The organism is Streptantibioticus cattleyicolor NRRL 8057 = DSM 46488, from assembly GCF_000240165.1.
In the GTDB taxonomy this organism is placed as follows: domain Bacteria; phylum Actinomycetota; class Actinomycetes; order Streptomycetales; family Streptomycetaceae; genus Streptantibioticus; species Streptantibioticus cattleyicolor.
Genome location: NC_017585.1, coordinates 903,447 through 918,911 on the forward strand (window position 1 = coordinate 903,447; position 15,465 = coordinate 918,911).

Here is a 15,465-nt window from a genome sequence, read left to right on the forward strand (position 1 = left end):
CCCGGTTGTCGCCGCCCGGTTCCCGGGTCGGTCCTTGTCCCCACATGACGGGTCATCAGCGTAAGTGAGACCGGCCCGGACGGCAGCGCCGCGCGCTATGCCTTTTTGGCCGACCCCCGACTCATCTGCGGGCGGCGCGTTGCCTCCCCCTCGGCCGCCACCGGATAGTTGTGGCGATCAGGGATCTACCAAGGCAGCACGGCTGGCCTTGTGTTCTCCGGAAGAGGTGGAACCCATGCCGGTGACCCAGTCGATCCAGGCCCTGTCCGACGAACTGCGGCGCGACGGTGTCGTGGCGCTGGACGACCTGGTGCCCGAATCCGTACTCGAGGTGATGCGCCGCGGCTGCGCCGAACTGATCGGCCGCACCGAGCGGATGCGCATCAGCACCGAGGAATGGCAGCTGGAGGCCGAGGGGGAGGGCGGCGGATGGGCCGCCCGGGCGGCCGGCAAGGAGTGCATACCCGGCAAGGTGCGCATCATCGGCCGCGCCCACGAACACTCCGCCGACCTCGCCGCCGTCCCCGACCTCGTCGGCCTCAACGAGAAGCTGATCGAACCGCTGCACGGCCTGCCCGGTGACTTCTACGACTGCTTCCTGTGGGCCAAGCCCTCCCGGGTCGGCTCCCAGAAACCCTGGCACCAGGACGCCATCTTCCTGGCCGACGAGTGGCACGAGAAGTACGTGGACGTCTACACCATCTGGATCGCGGTGGACGACGCCCGCGAGGACAACGGCTGCCTGCGCTTCCTGCCCGGCTCCCACCGGGAACGCAAACTCTACGAACCGGACGGCATCGACCCCGGCGACATCTTCGCCTCACCGCGCGAACCGTCCCTGGACATCGCACGCATCTGGCCCGGCCTCACCCCGGTCACCCTGCCCCGCAAGGCCGGCTCGGCGCTGCTGTTCAACGGCTACGTCGCCCACACCTCGGCGCCCAACACCACCGAGGACGACCGGCGTGCCGTCTCCTACTGCTATTCGCTGCCCCGCCACCCCGCCGGGCCGGAGAGCGGACGGTGAGCCCACGGCGGCTGGTCCCGATACGCCCCGCAGACCATCTGCCCGCCCTGGTCCGGCTGGCCGCCGACCGCGACCGCGCCGCGCTCGGCCGGGTGGAGGTCGGTGCCACCTGGATCGCCGGCCGGCTGGCCGCCCCGGGGCTCGACCCGGAACACGACACCGCGCTGCTCACCGGCTCCGACGGACAGGTGGCCGGCGCGGTGTGGCTCAGCCGCTCCTCGGGGCGCTCCGCCTGGGACGCCGAACTCCTGCTCGCCCCGCACGCCACCCCCGACGACGCCGCCTCACTGCTCGACTTCGCCCACCGCCGCTGCCGGACCATCGCGGCCGGGCGGCCCGAAGGCGAGGTGTGTCTGTCGTGTTTCGTGTCGGAACGGGAGACCGCGCTGCGGATCGCGCTCAGCGCCTACGGGTTCGCCGCCCCGCGTCCGTACCTGCGGATGTCGGTGCCGCTGGGCGGGGCGACGGCGGGGGAGCCCCCGGTGCCCGGGGCGGTGGTGCGGGTGCCGGAGGGTGAGGCGGGGCTGCGGGCCTTCCACGCGGTGAAGAACCGTGCCTTCTCCGCCGAGGAGGCCGGCATGGAGCCGGACGGCTTCGAGGAGTGGCTGCGCTGGACCGGCGCCGACCCGGGGGCCGATCCGTCCCAGCGCGCGCTGCTCGAACTCGACGGCGAGCCGGTGGGGTTCGCCAACGTCACCGACCGCATGGCGCAGACCCGGGGCGCCGCCTACCTGCGGCAGATCGGCGTGCTGCCGCGGATGCGCGGTCGGCGCCTCGGTGCCTTCCTGCTGCGGTCGGTGATGGCCGCGGCCCGGGCCCGCGGCCGTGGCGAGATGGTGCTCACCGTGGACACCGGCAACCGGGCCGGGCTCGCCCTGTACCGGGCGACCGGGTGGCGCGAGGAGTCGCGGTTCTACGACTACGCGTACCGGGTGACCGCGACCCCCGCGCCCGCCGGGGAGGTCAGCTCCGCCCGATGACGCGGCGCATCCGCACCTGGGCCTCGCCGGCCGCGAAGGCTCTGCGGTGCGACTCCTTCGCCTCGCGGCGGATCCGCTCCAGCCCGGCCACGAAAGGCGCGTTGACCCGCGGACGGGTGGACTGCACGGCCTCGGCGGTGTAGCCGGAGATGGTCCGGGCCAGCTCCAGGGCCCGGTCCAGCAGCCGGGGCGAGGCCACCGTCTCGTGCAGCAGCCCGTCCGCCAGCGCCCGTTCGGCCGGCCACTCGTCGCAGGTCAGCAGCATGCGCTGCATCACGGTGCGGCCGGCCGCGGCCTCCAGCATGAAACCGCCGAAGTTGCAGGCGATGCCCACCCGGAACTCCGGCATCACCAGCCGTGCCTGCTCACTGCCGAGCCGGTAGTCACAACACAACGAGATCTGCAACCCGACACCGATGGCATAACCGTCGATGGCGGCGATCACCGGCTTGGAGATTGCCGCCACCGTGGTGTACAGGTCGGTGATGTCGTCGATCCACGCGTTGACCTCGTCCCCGCCGGTGAACTCCGACACCTCGTGGAAGTCGCCCCCCACCCCGAACGACCGCCCGGCGCCGCCGTACAGCACCACGCACCTGACCTTCTCGTCCGCGTCCAACTCCCGCATCAACGCGGTGAGTTCGCGCATCCGCGCGCGGCTGAACGGGTTCTGCTCGTGCGCCCCCGAGAACTCCGCCAGGGCGATCCCGTCGCCGAGCCGCGAGCACTCGATGGACTCCTGCGCCGCGAACCGGTCCTCGTCCTGATCCTCGAACCGGTCCTGCCGCGACTCCTGCTTCACTGGGACATCCACGGTCGTGCCTCTTTTCCGTGAGAGGGTTCTCCGCTCGCCGGCGGCCGCGCCCATCGCGCCGATTCGCCGTTCCGTCCGCTCCGCCGGGGACCAACTGCCGTGCGCCCGGCGCCAGTCGTGTCGTGTCGTCGAAGGGCCGCTGTCCGCGCCGGTGCCCGGGTGCTGTGTTCTGAGCAGAGCCTAGGTAGCGTGCACAGGGCAGTCAACGCTGATCACGCGCATATTCCCGGCCGACGCCCGAGGTCCCGCCCGGAATCCGGCGGGCCGGTACGCCGCCCGGGGCGGCCGGCGGCGGGTCGCGTCGGTCACCAGCCGGGTTTGAGCACCACGCGGCCGACAGCCGTGGTGTTGTGTTCCAGGAACTCGTGGGCGGCGCCGGCCCGGGACAGCGGGAAGCGGGCGGCGATCGGGGTGGCCGGCAGGCTGCCGTCGCCCAGCAGGGCGAGCACCCGCAGCGCGTCCCGGTGGCGGGCGCCGCGGATGCCGTACACGGTGATCTCCAGCCGGGTGAGGTCACCGGTGGTCACCGGGAGCGGGCCGGGCGGACGCTGGGTGGCGGCCGGGCACAGCCGGCCGCCGAGGCGCAGCGAGTCGACGGCCAGCCGCAGCAGCGCGGCGCTGCCGGTGAAGTCCACCGCGTGGTCCACGCCTTCCCCGCCGGTGAGCGCGCGCACCGCCTCGCACGCCTGCCGCGGATCACCGGCGACCACCACCTCGTCCGCGCCGGCCGTCCGCAACGCCCGCTCCTTGGCCCGGTAGCGGGTCATCGCGATCACCCGCACCCCGGTCAGCCGGGCCAGTCGCAGCGCCGCCAGCCCCATCGCCCCGGTGGCGCCGCACACCAGCAGCGTCTCGCCGAGCGCCACCCGCAACCGGTCGCGCAGTACGCGGTGGCAGGTCGCGTACGGCCACAGCGTCACGGCGGCCTGTTCGAGGTCGACGCCGGACGGCAAGGGCAGCCACATGTCCTGATGGCAGATCAGGTAGCGTGCGTAGCCGCCCGGCGCCTGGTGGCCGGGGAGGGCGATGCCGGTGGAGAGGTTTCCCAGGCCGCGTACGGTCTCCGGGGCGCGCGGGTTCTCCGGGTGGACGACGGCGACCACCCGGTCTCCGGGGCGGAAGCGGCCGGCCGCCTCCGGCCCGGTGGCGAGCACCGTCCCCGCCGCCTCGCGGCCGAGTTGCAGCGGCAGCCGGTACCGTTCCCGGCCGGGCAGCCGCGCACCCGGCGGCAGTCCGCGCCGGTACTTCACGTCCCAGCCGGAGACCGAGGCGGTGTCGACGGCGACCAGGACGTCGGCCGGGCCGAGCGGCGGCAACGGCAGCCGTTCGTGGACGAGCACCTCCGGCCCGCCGTGCCGGTGGATCCGCACCGCCCAGGTCTCGGTGGGAAGCGTCACGCCGTCACCCGCCTCGGTAGCCCTCGTCCCCCGTCCCGGTATGCCCGCCGCCGGTACCCGGTCAGCGGTACGGGTCCGGTGGTGTGGTGGTGTTCGGGGCGGCGGCGGGGGCGAACGCCGGGCCGGGCGGCGCCGCACGGATCCGTGACGCGCCGCACGCGCCGGGCCTACCGGGTAGCTGACGCTACGTCAGCTCTCGACCGCCATCCGGATGCCCAGCAGCACCAGCACGCCCCCCGACACCTGCTCCAGCCGGCGCCGCACGCCCGCCCGGGAGATCACCCTCTTCATCCGGCCGACGAACCACACGTACATCCCGTAGTACCCGACCTCGAAGAGCGCCTGGAACGCGGCGAGCGCGGTGATCACCGGCAGCTTGGGCGCACCGGCCGGGACGAACTGCGGCAGGAAGGACATGGCGAAGACGGCCGCCTTGGGGTTGGCGAGGTTGAGCAGCAGCCCGGACCGGTAGATCTTCCAGCCGGAACGGGGCACCACCGCCGCCTCGTCGTCGGCGGCGGAGGGCCGTGCCTCGCCGCGCCGCGCGGCCCGCAGCGTCTGCACGCCGTACCACACCAGCACCACCGCCCCGCCGATCCGCATCACGTCGTACGCCGTGCGGGAGGCGGCCAGCAGCGCGGTCAGCCCGAGCGCCGCCACCACGCCCCAGGTGAGCACCCCGGTCTCGTTGCCCAGAACGGTCAGGAAACCGGCCCGTCTGCTGTGCAGCGACTGGCGGATGATGAGCATCGTGCTGGGACCGGGCGCGGCGGCGATCAGCACGCAGGCGCCGAGGAACGCGAGTGCGGTGGTGAGCATGGGCTCCATCGTGGGGCGCGCGAGCGCACGGTGTCCACGGGATTGCCGCCACCCGCGCCCCCGGCCGCCCCGCGTGCGCGGGGAACGCGGCGATATGGTGACCAGGGGCGCGTGGCAAGCGCTTTCCCGGCGCCGGCCGTCACCGGCGAACCGGCCGTGGCCGACCGTGCCCGGCCCCGTGGCGAGGAGGACGATGGCCCGGCTGACCAGGGCGGAGACCCAGGAACGCAACCGCGACAAGGTGTTGGACGCCGCCCGCGAGGAGTTCGCCGAACGCGGCTACCGGGACGCCAGGATCGACGCCATCGCCGAGCGCGCCGGGCTCACCCGTGGTGCGGTCTACTCCAACTTCCCCGGCAAGCGGGCGCTCTACTTCGCCGTGCTGGCCGCGCTTGCCGAACGCGTGCCGGAGGGACCACCGCCGCGACCGGTGCGCTCCGGCGGCGACGCCCTGGCCGCGTTCGCCCGGGCCTGGGTCTCGCGGCTGCCGCCCGCCGGGGACGACGGCCCCGGCCCGGCCCGGCTCGCCATGGACCTGATGCCCGAGGTGATCACCGACGCCGCCACCCGCCGGCCCTTCGCCCAGCTGCTGAAGCTCGACGCGATCCTGCTCGGCCTCGCGCTGGAACGGCTGGAGCCCGCCGGACGCCCCGCCCGCCGCATGGTCCGCGTCGCCGAGGCCGTCCTCACCGCACTGCACGGCACCGCCCAACTGGCCGCCGCCGCGCCCGGTTTCCTCGACCCGCTCGACGCCGTACGGGTCTGCGAGCGCCTGGCCGGCCTGCCACTGGACGACGACCCGCCGCCCGCGCCCGGCCTGCCGCCCGTCCACCACGTCGACGAACCGTGGTCCCCGCCGCCCGCGACCGACGCGGTCACCGGCGACCCCCTCCCGGCGGACGGCGAACCGGACCAGGTGGTCACCGTCCTCGGACTGCACCGGCTGGAGGCCGCCGAGGATGCGGTACGCGCCGCGCCGCCGGACACCCCGGTCACCGCCGTACTCGTCACCGCCGACCCCGGCGAACTCGGCGCCCTCGCCCGGCTGTCCGTCGCCGAACTCTGCGGCTGCCTGCGCCAGGCCTTCCCGGCGTCGGCCCGGCCCCCGCTCCGCGTGGTCCACGACCCCTCCGGCGCCTTCGCCGCCGCGGCCGGCGTCCCCGCCGTCGACGACCGCACCGAAACCGCGATCCGCCTGGCCTCCGCCCGCGTCACCGCCCGGGCCCAAGGCCCCGGCGCCGCCCGGGCGGTGGCCGCCACGCCCCGGCGCGGCTGAGGCACGTCGCGTCCGGGCGGCATCATGAAACCCCCTTGCATGAACGGCGGTTACCGGCCACCGCGCGCCGACCGGGACGCGGCCCGGGTGCGTATAGCGTGGCGGGAGCAGTTGCTACCGAGAGGACACGATGGACCTGCGGATGTCGGGGAAGACCGCTGTGGTGACCGGTGCGAGCCGGGGGATCGGGCTGGCGGTGGTACGGACGCTGACCGGCGAGGGGGTCCGGGTGGTGGGCGCCGCGCGGACCGTCACCGCGGAGTTGAAGGACGCCGGCGCGGTTCCGGTGGCGGTCGACCTCAGCACCCCCGAGGGCTGCGCGGAGCTGGTCCAGCGTGCCCTGGCCGAACTGGGCGGGATCGACCTGCTGGTCAACAACGCCGGTGGCGGCGACCACTTCACGGCGGCCGGGTTCCTCACCGCCGACGACGAGATCTGGGAACGCTCCTGGGCGCTCAACTTCTTCGCCCCGGTACGCCTGATCCGGGCCGCCCTGCCCTCCCTGATCGAGCGGCGCGGCGCGATCGTCAACGTCTCCTCGATCGGCGCCCGCAACGCCACCGGGCCGATCGACTACGCCACCGCCAAGGCCGCGCTCAACACCCTGGGCAAGGCGCTCGCCGCCGAGTTCGGGCCGCGCGGGGTCCGGGTCAACACCGTCTCGCCGGGGCCCACCCGCACCCCGGTGTGGGAGGACCCGGACGGCTACGGCGCCCAGCAGGCCGCCCTCGGCGGCCAGGAGCTGGCCGACTACGTGGCCCGAGTGCCCGCCCGCTCCGGCCAGTTGACCGGCCGGCTGGTCGAACCGGGCGAGGTGGCCGACCTGATCGCCTTCCTCGGGTCCGACCTGGCGGCCAGCGTCCACGGCGCCGACTACGTGATCGACGGCGGCGCGCTCAAGACCGTCTGAGGGATGTGCCCGGTGTCAGGCGCCGGGGTGCCAGTTGAGCAGCATCAGGGTGTCGTCGCTGCCGCGCGGGGTGAGGACGTTGATCCGCACCATGCCGCGTTCCCCGGTGCTGCCGTGGACGAACGGACGCAGGTCGCCGTCGGTGTGCGGGTAGGGCGGCAGACGGCCCTGGTAGATGGGGCCGATCTCGGGGTCGGCCGCCAGGTCGGCGTGGAGCCGGGCGAGGGTGGCGTTGTCCGGCCGGGCGACGTACGCGGCCCGTACCACCGGCAGCGCGCGCGGCGCCCACACCTGCCAGAAGTCCGGCAGCCAGGCGTGGCGCCGGCCGCCCTCGGGGGGCCGGCGCACCGACCGTTCCAGCAGCACCCAGCGGATGAAGTTGAAGTCGTCGGGGATGCCGTTGAAGAGCGCTTCGGCCGCCGCGTTGTACATCTTCGGCCTGAGCAGGTTCCACCCGGCGTCCTGGAAGTACGCCGGCCCCTGGTACAGGTCGAGCACCTCCCGGTAGCCGCCGGGGAGCCCGGCCGCCGGGTAACCGGGCTTGGGCCGGCAGGCGTACACGCACAGGAACTCGTACTGACGAGGCGTCAGGTCCAGTAGCTCGGCGACCTTGAACAGCCGGTCCACCGGGGCGTTGTCCACCTGGCCGCGCTCCAGGTCCGCGTACCACGAGCCGTCCCGCAGGCCGAGCAGGCGGCCCATCTCGACCAGGGTGAGCCCGGGGGCGTGGCGGCCCCGGCCGGGGAGCCGCCGTGGCACCTCGACGGGGTAGCGGGCCTCGAAGGAGGACCGGTCGACGCTGTCGCGCTTCTCGCGCAGGAAGGACAGCTTCTGGCGCCGCTCCTCGGCGGTGAGGTCTCCGCGTCCGTGCTCCACGACGGGGCCGGAAGGTTGCGCGTCGGTCATGTCTCCATCCAGAACAGAAACCGGCGGGCCGGTTGGTGAAAGGTGAATAATAGGGATCGGACGTCCGTGGAAATCGCTTCTCTCCCCAACCCCCGCCACAACGGCCACAATCGGTGCCCGTACCAGGTCGAGCCGGGGGAGTCCGGCCTGGTCACCGACGGCGGCGACAGCACGGCGCCACGTCCGTGACGGGGGCCGGCGCCAGGTCGCGCCCCGGCCACCTCCTCCGTGACCGTCCGTGACCCGTCACCGTCCGATCGGCTTCGACAAGGCGTACCGCACATGATTCCACGTTCGTTCCCCGCCCTCGGCGACCGCGGCGGCGGAGCGCGGCACCGGCCGGCCGACCGCCGCCCCGACCGCGCCGCCCCGCCCGGCGGGCCGTCGGCCGGCCACCCGCTCCCGGCGTTCCTGCGCGCCCGCCGACTGCGCTCAGGACTCAGCCAGGAAGGGCTGGCCTGGCGGCTGGACGTCAGCACACGCACGGTCAGCAACTGGGAACGCGGACAGCACGGCGTGGACCCGCGCCGCGTCGCCGACCTCGCCGCCGCCCTCGCCCTCACCCGCGAGGAGGAGCGGGAACTGGCCGGGCTGGCCGGTTCCCGTACCCCCGCCGCCCGCCCGGCCCCCGCCCCCGAGACCCCGCACCCCGGCGACCCGGCCGGCTTCGCCCGCGAATGGCACCGCGGCTTCCGGGACGTCGGGATGCCCGCCTACCTGCGCGACCCCGCCTGGCGGCTGCTGGCCTGCAACGCCGCCTACACCCGGCTCTTCTCCGGCGTCGCCCGGGTGCCCGAGGCCATACCCCGGGAGAACCTGGCCCGATTCATCTGCCTCCACCCCGACGCCCCGCGGCTGCTGGCCGACTGGTACGAGGGGTGGCTGGTGCCGCTGCTGTGCGAGATCTCCGACGACCTGCGCGCCGCCCCGCCGCGCTCACCGCTGTACGCCCTGCTCAAGGCGGTGCTCGCGCGGCCGGAGATCGCCCGTGCCTGGCGCACCGAGGTGCCCGCCCGGGCCGCCGCGCGGATCCGTTCCGCCGCCGCGCCCGAACCCGCCGCACCCCGGCACATCGTCCACCCCGACCCCGCCGTCGGACGGGCCGCGGTACACGTCAGCTCGATGGTCCCGCAGGGACTCGACGGCCACCGCAGCGTCTTCTGGCGGCTGCAAAGCCTGGAGGCACCGTGACGGCGCCGGTCACCTGGGCCGGGCCTCGGGGGAGGTGTCGAGATGCGGCAGCAGTCCGGCCACCGCGATCGCCGGCAGCAGGTTCTTCCACAGCGCCGAGACCCGTTCCAGCAGGTCGAGGCGGTTGTTGTGGGCCTGGGAGAGCACCTGGATACCGGTGAATGCCCCGACGATCAGCGGCGTCAGCTCCTCCGGGTCGGCGGTGGGCAGCAACTCCCCGTTGGCCTCCGCCTCCCGCAGCAGCCGACAGACCACCTCGTGCGAGCTGACGTACGGCGTCGCGTCCGGCTTGCGGTACGACGCCTGCTCCACGGCGAGCCGCACCGCGCCGCGCAGCAGCGAGTCGTGCTGGAGCCGGCGCGCGTACGACATCGTCAGGTCGATGGTGGCCTGGAGGCGGACGCGGTGGTCGGGCGGCACCAGGAACTGGTCCTGCGAGGCGATCACGGCGTCCGCGATCGCCTCCTTGGACGGGAAGTGGAAGTAGAGCGCGCCCCGGGTCACCCCGCTGCGCGCGATGATCTCGGTCGTCGTCGCCGCGTCGTACCCCAGCTCGTCGAAGACCGCGCCGGCCGCCTCCACGATCAGAAGGCGGGTCTTCAACGCCCGCTCCTGCTGCGCCATCTCGACTCCCGCCGTTGTTTCCGGCCTGCCGCTGTCCACCACTTCCCACCCCCGCCCCCCCCCACGGATCGCTCCGGAGTCAGCTCCCCACCACGCCTCCCCCGGGAGTTCGGTCGTGCTCCGAGGTGGATCACCGCAGGTGGCGGGGCCTGATTCAGAAGATAGTACAACTTAGGCAATACCCATCGCCCTGGACCAGGACGCCCTTCCAGCCATCCCCCTCAGCGGCACTCGTCGGCGATCCTCTCCACCACCCGGGTGTTCCACCCCGGCGCGCGGTAACGCCCGAACGCCGGCACGCACACGTAGTCGTCGCCCACCCCCACGTAATGCCCCACCCGGATCCGCACCGCGTGCGCCGCGCAATTGTCGTAGCCCACACCCCGCCGCGGACCCGACAACCCCCCGCACCGCGCACCGGACGCCGCCGGTGCCCCCGGCGCCGTCCAGGCGGGAACCACCACCACGGTCACACACGCGGCCAGCGCGGTCCCAGCGAGCAACCGGGCGAGCAGATGCATGACGTCCTCCTCCGGGACACGGCACAGATATGGCGTGATACCACGCCGAACATACGCATCCCGGCGTCCCGGGCACACGGGTCCCACGGCCCTTCCGTGTCCCAGGCCCCGGCCGCGTCCGTAGCCGGGCAAGTGCCTCCGCCGGCCGCCGGCCCCGCGCCGCTACGCTGACGACACCATCACCGTTGCGGATCGCCTCGTTCCGTCGCCGGTCAACTGGCACCGTTGGCCCCGCGCCCCGCGCCGCTACGCTGACCACCACCGACCCACGACGGCGGAGGAACGATGACGGACCACACCTACCTCAGCGACCTGCCGCTCGCCGGTGACCTCGTCGCCACCGGCTACGAGGGGTGGTCGCCCGAACTCCGTGCCGAGTTCGAGGCCCACGCCCACGACGGACACGTCGGCTCCCGCCTGCTCAGCGAAAACGCCCGCGTACGCGTATGGGAGATCCGCCTCGCCCCCGGCGACCGCTGGCACGCCCACCGCCACGTCCTCGACTACTTCTGGACCGCCATCACCCCCGGCCGCAGCCGCCAACACACCCACGACGGCACCACCCGCGACGTCTCCTACCACGCCGGCGAAACCCGCCACTTCACCTTCGGCCCCGGCGAATTCCTCCTCCACGACATCGAGAACACGGGTGAGACGGAGCTGATCTTCACCACGGTTGAACACTTGGACAGTGCGAACGCCCCGTTGCGGCTTGAGCTTCGCTGAGCGGTTTCGTGCCGTCACGCGGTCGCGCACCAGGTACGCGACGCCGCGGTGGCACGCCCGGTGGCGGTGCGGGCCTTCCCCGCGAGGTGCGGGGCCGGTTCGAGTGGCGGGGGTTCGGTTGGGCCTTCGCCGACTTGCGCGGTTGGTGCGCTGTGTTCGCGGGGACGACCCACCCGCCGTAGACCTTGCCGAACCCCACACCCGGAACACCCCCGCGCTCGCGGGACGACAGCGCGGCGACGCCGATCGCCCCGGCCGTCCACGGAACACCCCGCGCTCGCAGGGACGACGCCTGCCGGTAGTCGTCCGTAGCCCCGTGTACCGGAACACCCCCGCGCTCGCGGGGACGATAGGCGGAGGACCACCTGCGCTCCGCCGCGGAGAGGAACACCCCCGCGCTCGCGGGGACGATGCCAAAACCCGCAGTCTGCGGACCTGGCGCAAAGGAACACCCCCGCGCTCGCGGGGACGATACTTGCTGACCTGCGACTCTACTCCAGGCACCGCCCAATCTCATTCAGTTGGAAAAACGGACCGATCTCGGCGCGCAGGGCCTCTGCTGCCTGCATGACCGTTCACCGGGCGCGAACGGCTCCGCCGGTTAGCGTAGTTCAGGGGGCAATGGCCAGACGTTAGCCAGGACACCAGGCCTTCGAGGCGACTATGGGCGCCTTCGTGGCAGCCTGCCTGAGTTCCACCGGAAAGCAACCCCGACGAGGGGGCCTGCTGTCCTCCGCCCGACACCCCGTCCGCCGCCTCACAACGAGCCGCGCTGGTGCCGTCCACGGGAGAAGTGGAAGCCCCATGCCGATGCACCTGAGCACCCCCCGGCTCGCGCCCAGCCGTTCAGCCGCGAAGGGAGCGGCGGCGGAGCCTCGCGGCGCGCGGGGCTGCCGCGGTGGTGGACGGTCATGCTGATCACTCCTGGCTCGCTGGACGGATCGTTGTGGGATTGGCGAGGTGTCCGCTCGGCGGCAATGGCAGGTTCCCGTGCGGCTGCTCGCTCGCGTCGGCGGTGAGCAGGCACCAGGTCGTGGAACCGGATCGTCCCCAGGCGTCCGCCAGCGCGGCCACGATGGCCAGGCCACGCCCGTCTTCGTCGAGCAGACCGGCGGAACGCGGACAGGCAGGAGGCGAAGGCGCGCCATCGTCAACGTCGATTCGCACGGCGCCCGGCCAGCAGGACAGGCTGACACGGATCCGGGCGCCGTAGCTGTGCTTGAGCGCGTTGGTGACCAGTTCGGTCGAGGCAAGGAGAACGTCGTTGGTCAGGTCGTCGCACGTTCCCCAGTGCCTCAGTTTTGCCCTGCAGATCCTGCGGATCACGCCAGGACGCCGCCGGTCGTGCTGGTCCAGTTCCGCGTTGGAAGAGTGCCTCTCGATTGTCAGATCGAAGCAACGGTCCGGCGGTGCGATGGCAAGGAACGGCTCCATTTGAACGGCGTTGTGTTGCGCGACGGTCATGGCCCAGTCCTTCGGGGTGGCATGTCCGGCTCTTCGGCCTGGAAGCGTTGGAGCCGGCTCTCTGTGACGGAGCTGCAATGCGCCCAGAGACGGGCTTGCTCCGACAGGTTACCAGTCAATGACGATCGGTGATCGGGTAACAGGAAAAGACCGGTGCCGCGTGCTGAGCGACAACCGGAAAACTTTACGCGTTCATTGCCATCGGCCTGGTGCGGTGCGTGGCAGGACCGCTACGTTCGGCTCATGGAGGGCAACGCCATCCTTCGGCGACGAATGAAGAAACTTGGCCTCACCCAGGACGAGTTGGCCGATCAAATGAACAGCGCCCTGGCGGACATAGCAGGGAGGCCGGGCGACTTCACGGCCCGCACCATCCACAACCTGATGAGCGGCAGAACGAAGCGCCCCATCGGACGCACTCGCGTTGCGCTGGAGAAGGTTTTCGGTTGCCCTGTCGAGGACTTGGGGTTCAGGCCACATCGCAACGAGGAGGACTCCATGCGGCGTCGTAACTTCATAGCAAGGGCAGCCGGTACCGCTGTGACCGCAGCTGGTGTCGCCGCGCCGAAGCGGATCGGTCATGCCGACGTTGCCCGGTTGGAGGCGAAGTTCGCCGCCATCGTCGCGGACGACCACCAGTACGGCGGCCGAGTCAGCATCGAGACTCGGGCCTCAGCGCTGGCCGGCGAAGCGCTTTCACTCCTCCAACGAGGCTCCGCGTCGCAAAAGGTACGCGAACGCCTCTACGCGTGTGCCGCTTCCTTCACGTCGAGCGCGCTGTGGGCCGCGATCGACGGCCGCCGTTTCAACGACGCACAACGCTACCTGGACCGCGTCGCCAACCTCGCTTCCATGTCCGGTGACTCGGCCATCCAGTTCCGCATCTGGTCCCACGCCGGCACCCTTTACCGGCACCTTGGACGACCCGTGGATGCGCTCACCGCCAACGATGTCGCCCGCAGACTGGCCATCACCCGCCGCGACCCTCTGTTCGCCTCCTTGGGACTCGCCCGGCAGGCTGCCATCCACGGCTTGGCCGGAGATGCCATCGCTGTCCAACGGTCGATCGACAAAGCTCGGCAAGCCTTCTCACGAGCCCAACCGGACGCGGACCGACCGGCATGGATGACAGCCTTCTTCGACCAAGCAGAGATCGAAAGCCTGGCGTTGACCGCCCATCTGTCGCTGGGCAACTTCGCGCAGGCCGAGGCCCACGCCCACCGGGGTATCGCGCTGCTCAGGCCACACATGCGGCGCAGCCGGGCCATCGCCACCGCGCGGCTCGCCCACGCCCAACTCGGGCAGGGCGACCTTGGCCCCGCCTTGGCGACGGCCATGACCGTCGCCAACGGGGAAACCAGCTCCCACCCCCGCATCGCGTCGATGCTCGACGAGTTCGGGGCCAAGATGCGCCTTGCCGCACCACACAGCAAGACCGCGAGCTGTGGGAGCAGTACGTGCGCGACACTCGAAAGGACAACGCCTGATGAAGACGGCGGGTATCGAGATCCGGCACTTCCCCGACGTGGAGCCGGTCTGGGACACGCTCATCGGCATCTACGCCGAGGTCCGGGCCGATCGACTGCACGACCCGCACTACTCCGTCGAGCGTTTCGGGGAGCGTCTCGCCCGTCACGCCTCCGAGCCCGGATGGGAAGCCGCCGTCGGCTATGACGGGGACGAGCCGATCGGCTACGCCTACGCCAACACGATCGAGCAGGGGGACCGTTGGTGGAAGCGTGTCCAGTGCCCTGTCCCGGACGCGGTCCTGTGCGCCCCGACGCTGGCGTTGAAGGAGATCATGGTCCGGGTCGGGTGGCGCAAAACCGGTGCCTCCCGACGTATCCACGACGACCTGCTCGCCCAGCGCACGGAGCCGCAGGTGTCGCTCATGGTCAACCCCCAGGCCGGGGACGGGAAGGTGCACGCGCTCTATGAGACGTGGGGGTACACGGACGTGGGGCCGAGCCGGCCGTCGCTGGATTCCCCCGTCTTGATGGTGATGGTCCGAGAACGGGCGATGTGAACAACTCGCCCCGCTGACAACCACGTTCCGCGCTTGCGGGGCCACCGCCGTGATGCCCGACGGAACAGCGGCACGCCCGTGCGACCTCATCCCACCCCCGGCACCCTGACGAAACGGCCACCGCCCGGGCCGGACAGCCGGCCGGGCGGGAGCTTGCGGCCGAAGGCCGCCAACAGCAGGTCCTGGGCGTTGCCGGTGACGGGGGTGCCGGTGCCGAAGGTCCAGTCGAGGTCGTCGGCCTGGAGGCGGATGCCGTGGAGGGGGGCGCCGAAGAAGCGAGCGCTGGTGCGGGTGACACCGGCGAGCAGGACGCGCAGCCGTTCTTCGGGGATGCGGCGGTCCAGGCCGAGGGCGGTGGTGATGTCGAGGCCGTGGACGACGTCGTGGCCGAGGGCGTTCTCGTAGCCGCCGACCGGGGGTTTCCAGGGGTGGTGGGCGTTGTCCGCCATGGCGTCGGCCAGTTCGCCGGGGGTGAGGGCGGTGGCGTCCGCGCGGGCCAGCCGGTCGGCCATGGCGTTGACGCGGCCGGCGCTCTTGACCAGTTCCCACAGCACCTTGCGGGTGGGGTGGCGGAACCCCGTGCTCATGTGGGCCGCCACCTCCCGTACCCGCCAGCCCGTGCACAGGGACGGGGCTTCCCACTGCTCGGGGCGCAGTGCGTGCAACACCGCTGCCAGTTCCCGGCGTTCGGCGGCGATCAGTGCCTTGACGTGATCGGTGGTGTGGGCCATGGTTCCAGCTTCCCCACCGGTCGCACCGTACGTCCAAGAACGGCGTTGTCTCG

At 72.3% G+C, this 15,465-nt stretch carries 16 protein-coding genes; 8 read left to right on the forward strand and 8 right to left on the reverse strand.

Going from position 1 to position 15,465, the window contains the following annotated elements; translation table 11 throughout:
* The first annotated feature begins 235 nt into the window (after positions 1–235).
* Positions 236–1,027 carry a phytanoyl-CoA dioxygenase family protein gene (locus SCATT_RS31675; RefSeq protein WP_014151279.1) on the forward strand — a complete coding sequence of 264 codons (792 nt, stop codon included), beginning with the start codon at positions 236–238 and terminating at the stop codon, positions 1,025–1,027.
* Positions 1,024–2,007, forward strand: a complete 984-nt coding sequence (locus SCATT_RS31680; protein ID WP_014151278.1) for a GNAT family N-acetyltransferase — start codon at positions 1,024–1,026, stop codon at positions 2,005–2,007. The genes SCATT_RS31675 and SCATT_RS31680 overlap by 4 nt, the downstream gene beginning before the upstream one ends.
* On the opposite strand, the gene SCATT_RS31685 is transcribed toward SCATT_RS31680, so the two are convergent.
* From SCATT_RS31685 to SCATT_RS31695, 3 genes are all read right to left on the reverse strand, one after another.
* Positions 1,991–2,821: an enoyl-CoA hydratase/isomerase family protein gene (locus tag SCATT_RS31685; RefSeq protein WP_231904907.1), complete on the reverse strand. Its 831-nt coding sequence runs from the start codon at positions 2,819–2,821 to the stop codon at positions 1,991–1,993. The genes SCATT_RS31680 and SCATT_RS31685 overlap by 17 nt on opposite strands.
* Before the next feature lie 305 nt (positions 2,822–3,126).
* Positions 3,127–4,218, reverse strand: a complete 1,092-nt coding sequence (locus SCATT_RS31690; protein ID WP_014151276.1) for a quinone oxidoreductase family protein — start codon at positions 4,216–4,218, stop codon at positions 3,127–3,129.
* A gap of 189 nt (positions 4,219–4,407) precedes the next feature.
* Positions 4,408–5,037 (reverse strand): LysE family translocator, encoded by a 630-nt coding sequence (locus SCATT_RS31695; RefSeq protein ID WP_014151275.1) that lies wholly within the window; start codon positions 5,035–5,037, stop codon positions 4,408–4,410.
* A 193-nt stretch (positions 5,038–5,230) separates the two neighbouring features.
* Between SCATT_RS31695 and SCATT_RS31700 the strand changes: the two genes are divergently transcribed.
* On the forward strand, positions 5,231–6,313 hold the full coding sequence (locus SCATT_RS31700) for a TetR/AcrR family transcriptional regulator (RefSeq protein ID WP_014151274.1): 1,083 nt from the start codon (positions 5,231–5,233) through the stop codon (positions 6,311–6,313).
* Positions 6,314–6,443: 130 nt separating this feature from the next.
* Positions 6,444–7,223: an SDR family oxidoreductase gene (locus SCATT_RS31705; protein ID WP_014151273.1), complete on the forward strand. Its 780-nt coding sequence runs from the start codon at positions 6,444–6,446 to the stop codon at positions 7,221–7,223.
* A gap of 15 nt (positions 7,224–7,238) precedes the next feature.
* Here SCATT_RS31705 and SCATT_RS31710 read toward each other — a convergent pair whose 3' ends face one another.
* Positions 7,239–8,129, reverse strand: a complete 891-nt coding sequence (locus SCATT_RS31710) for an MmyB family transcriptional regulator (protein WP_014151272.1) — start codon at positions 8,127–8,129, stop codon at positions 7,239–7,241.
* Positions 8,130–8,195: 66 nt separating this feature from the next.
* Here SCATT_RS31710 and SCATT_RS40490 point away from each other — a divergent pair, with 66 nt between their 5' ends.
* Positions 8,196–8,318, forward strand: a complete 123-nt coding sequence (locus SCATT_RS40490; RefSeq protein ID WP_265736673.1) for a hypothetical protein — start codon at positions 8,196–8,198, stop codon at positions 8,316–8,318.
* Positions 8,319–8,411: 93 nt separating this feature from the next.
* Positions 8,412–9,320, forward strand: a complete 909-nt coding sequence (locus tag SCATT_RS31715; RefSeq protein WP_014151271.1) for a helix-turn-helix domain-containing protein — start codon at positions 8,412–8,414, stop codon at positions 9,318–9,320.
* 9 nt (positions 9,321–9,329) lie between these two features.
* Here SCATT_RS31715 and SCATT_RS31720 read toward each other — a convergent pair whose 3' ends face one another.
* Positions 9,330–9,944 (reverse strand): ScbR family autoregulator-binding transcription factor, encoded by a 615-nt coding sequence (locus SCATT_RS31720; protein WP_014151270.1) that lies wholly within the window; start codon positions 9,942–9,944, stop codon positions 9,330–9,332.
* Between the two features lie 221 nt (positions 9,945–10,165).
* Positions 10,166–10,465, reverse strand: coding sequence for a hypothetical protein (locus SCATT_RS31725; protein ID WP_014151269.1), 300 nt, complete (start codon positions 10,463–10,465; stop codon positions 10,166–10,168).
* 285 nt (positions 10,466–10,750) lie between these two features.
* Here SCATT_RS31725 and SCATT_RS31730 point away from each other — a divergent pair, with 285 nt between their 5' ends.
* On the forward strand, positions 10,751–11,191 hold the full coding sequence (locus tag SCATT_RS31730) for a cupin domain-containing protein (protein WP_014151268.1): 441 nt from the start codon (positions 10,751–10,753) through the stop codon (positions 11,189–11,191).
* A gap of 918 nt (positions 11,192–12,109) precedes the next feature.
* Here the strand turns inward: SCATT_RS31730 and SCATT_RS31735 are convergent.
* On the reverse strand, positions 12,110–12,655 hold the full coding sequence (locus SCATT_RS31735) for an ATP-binding protein (RefSeq protein ID WP_014626924.1): 546 nt from the start codon (positions 12,653–12,655) through the stop codon (positions 12,110–12,112).
* A 1,486-nt stretch (positions 12,656–14,141) separates the two neighbouring features.
* On the opposite strand from SCATT_RS31735, the gene SCATT_RS31740 reads away from it, so the two are divergent.
* The gene (locus tag SCATT_RS31740; protein ID WP_014151264.1) at positions 14,142–14,681 is read left to right on the forward strand and encodes a hypothetical protein; all 540 of its coding nucleotides are present in this window, start codon (positions 14,142–14,144) and stop codon (positions 14,679–14,681) included.
* 86 nt (positions 14,682–14,767) lie between these two features.
* On the opposite strand, the gene SCATT_RS31745 is transcribed toward SCATT_RS31740, so the two are convergent.
* Positions 14,768–15,412, reverse strand: coding sequence for a maleylpyruvate isomerase family mycothiol-dependent enzyme (locus SCATT_RS31745; RefSeq protein ID WP_014151263.1), 645 nt, complete (start codon positions 15,410–15,412; stop codon positions 14,768–14,770).
* Between the last annotated feature and the right edge of the window lie 53 nt (positions 15,413–15,465).

Bases quoted from the DNA above. Each gene is read 5' to 3' on its own strand.
- SCATT_RS31730 (WP_014151268.1), top strand. From the start codon at position 10,751: ATGACGGACCACACCTACCTCAGCGACCTGCCGCTCGCCGGTGACCTC.
- SCATT_RS31740 (WP_014151264.1), top strand. From the start codon at position 14,142: ATGAAGACGGCGGGTATCGAGATCCGGCACTTCCCCGACGTGGAGCCG.
- SCATT_RS31745 (WP_014151263.1), bottom strand. From the start codon at position 15,412: ATGGCCCACACCACCGATCACGTCAAGGCACTGATCGCCGCCGAACGC.
- SCATT_RS31720 (WP_014151270.1), bottom strand. From the start codon at position 9,944: ATGGCGCAGCAGGAGCGGGCGTTGAAGACCCGCCTTCTGATCGTGGAG.
- SCATT_RS31735 (WP_014626924.1), bottom strand. From the start codon at position 12,655: ATGACCGTCGCGCAACACAACGCCGTTCAAATGGAGCCGTTCCTTGCC.
- SCATT_RS31725 (WP_014151269.1), bottom strand. From the start codon at position 10,465: ATGCATCTGCTCGCCCGGTTGCTCGCTGGGACCGCGCTGGCCGCGTGT.
- SCATT_RS31715 (WP_014151271.1), top strand. From the start codon at position 8,412: ATGATTCCACGTTCGTTCCCCGCCCTCGGCGACCGCGGCGGCGGAGCG.
- SCATT_RS31675 (WP_014151279.1), top strand. From the start codon at position 236: ATGCCGGTGACCCAGTCGATCCAGGCCCTGTCCGACGAACTGCGGCGC.
- SCATT_RS31710 (WP_014151272.1), bottom strand. From the start codon at position 8,129: ATGACCGACGCGCAACCTTCCGGCCCCGTCGTGGAGCACGGACGCGGA.
- SCATT_RS31705 (WP_014151273.1), top strand. From the start codon at position 6,444: ATGGACCTGCGGATGTCGGGGAAGACCGCTGTGGTGACCGGTGCGAGC.
- SCATT_RS31700 (WP_014151274.1), top strand. From the start codon at position 5,231: ATGGCCCGGCTGACCAGGGCGGAGACCCAGGAACGCAACCGCGACAAG.
- SCATT_RS31695 (WP_014151275.1), bottom strand. From the start codon at position 5,037: ATGCTCACCACCGCACTCGCGTTCCTCGGCGCCTGCGTGCTGATCGCC.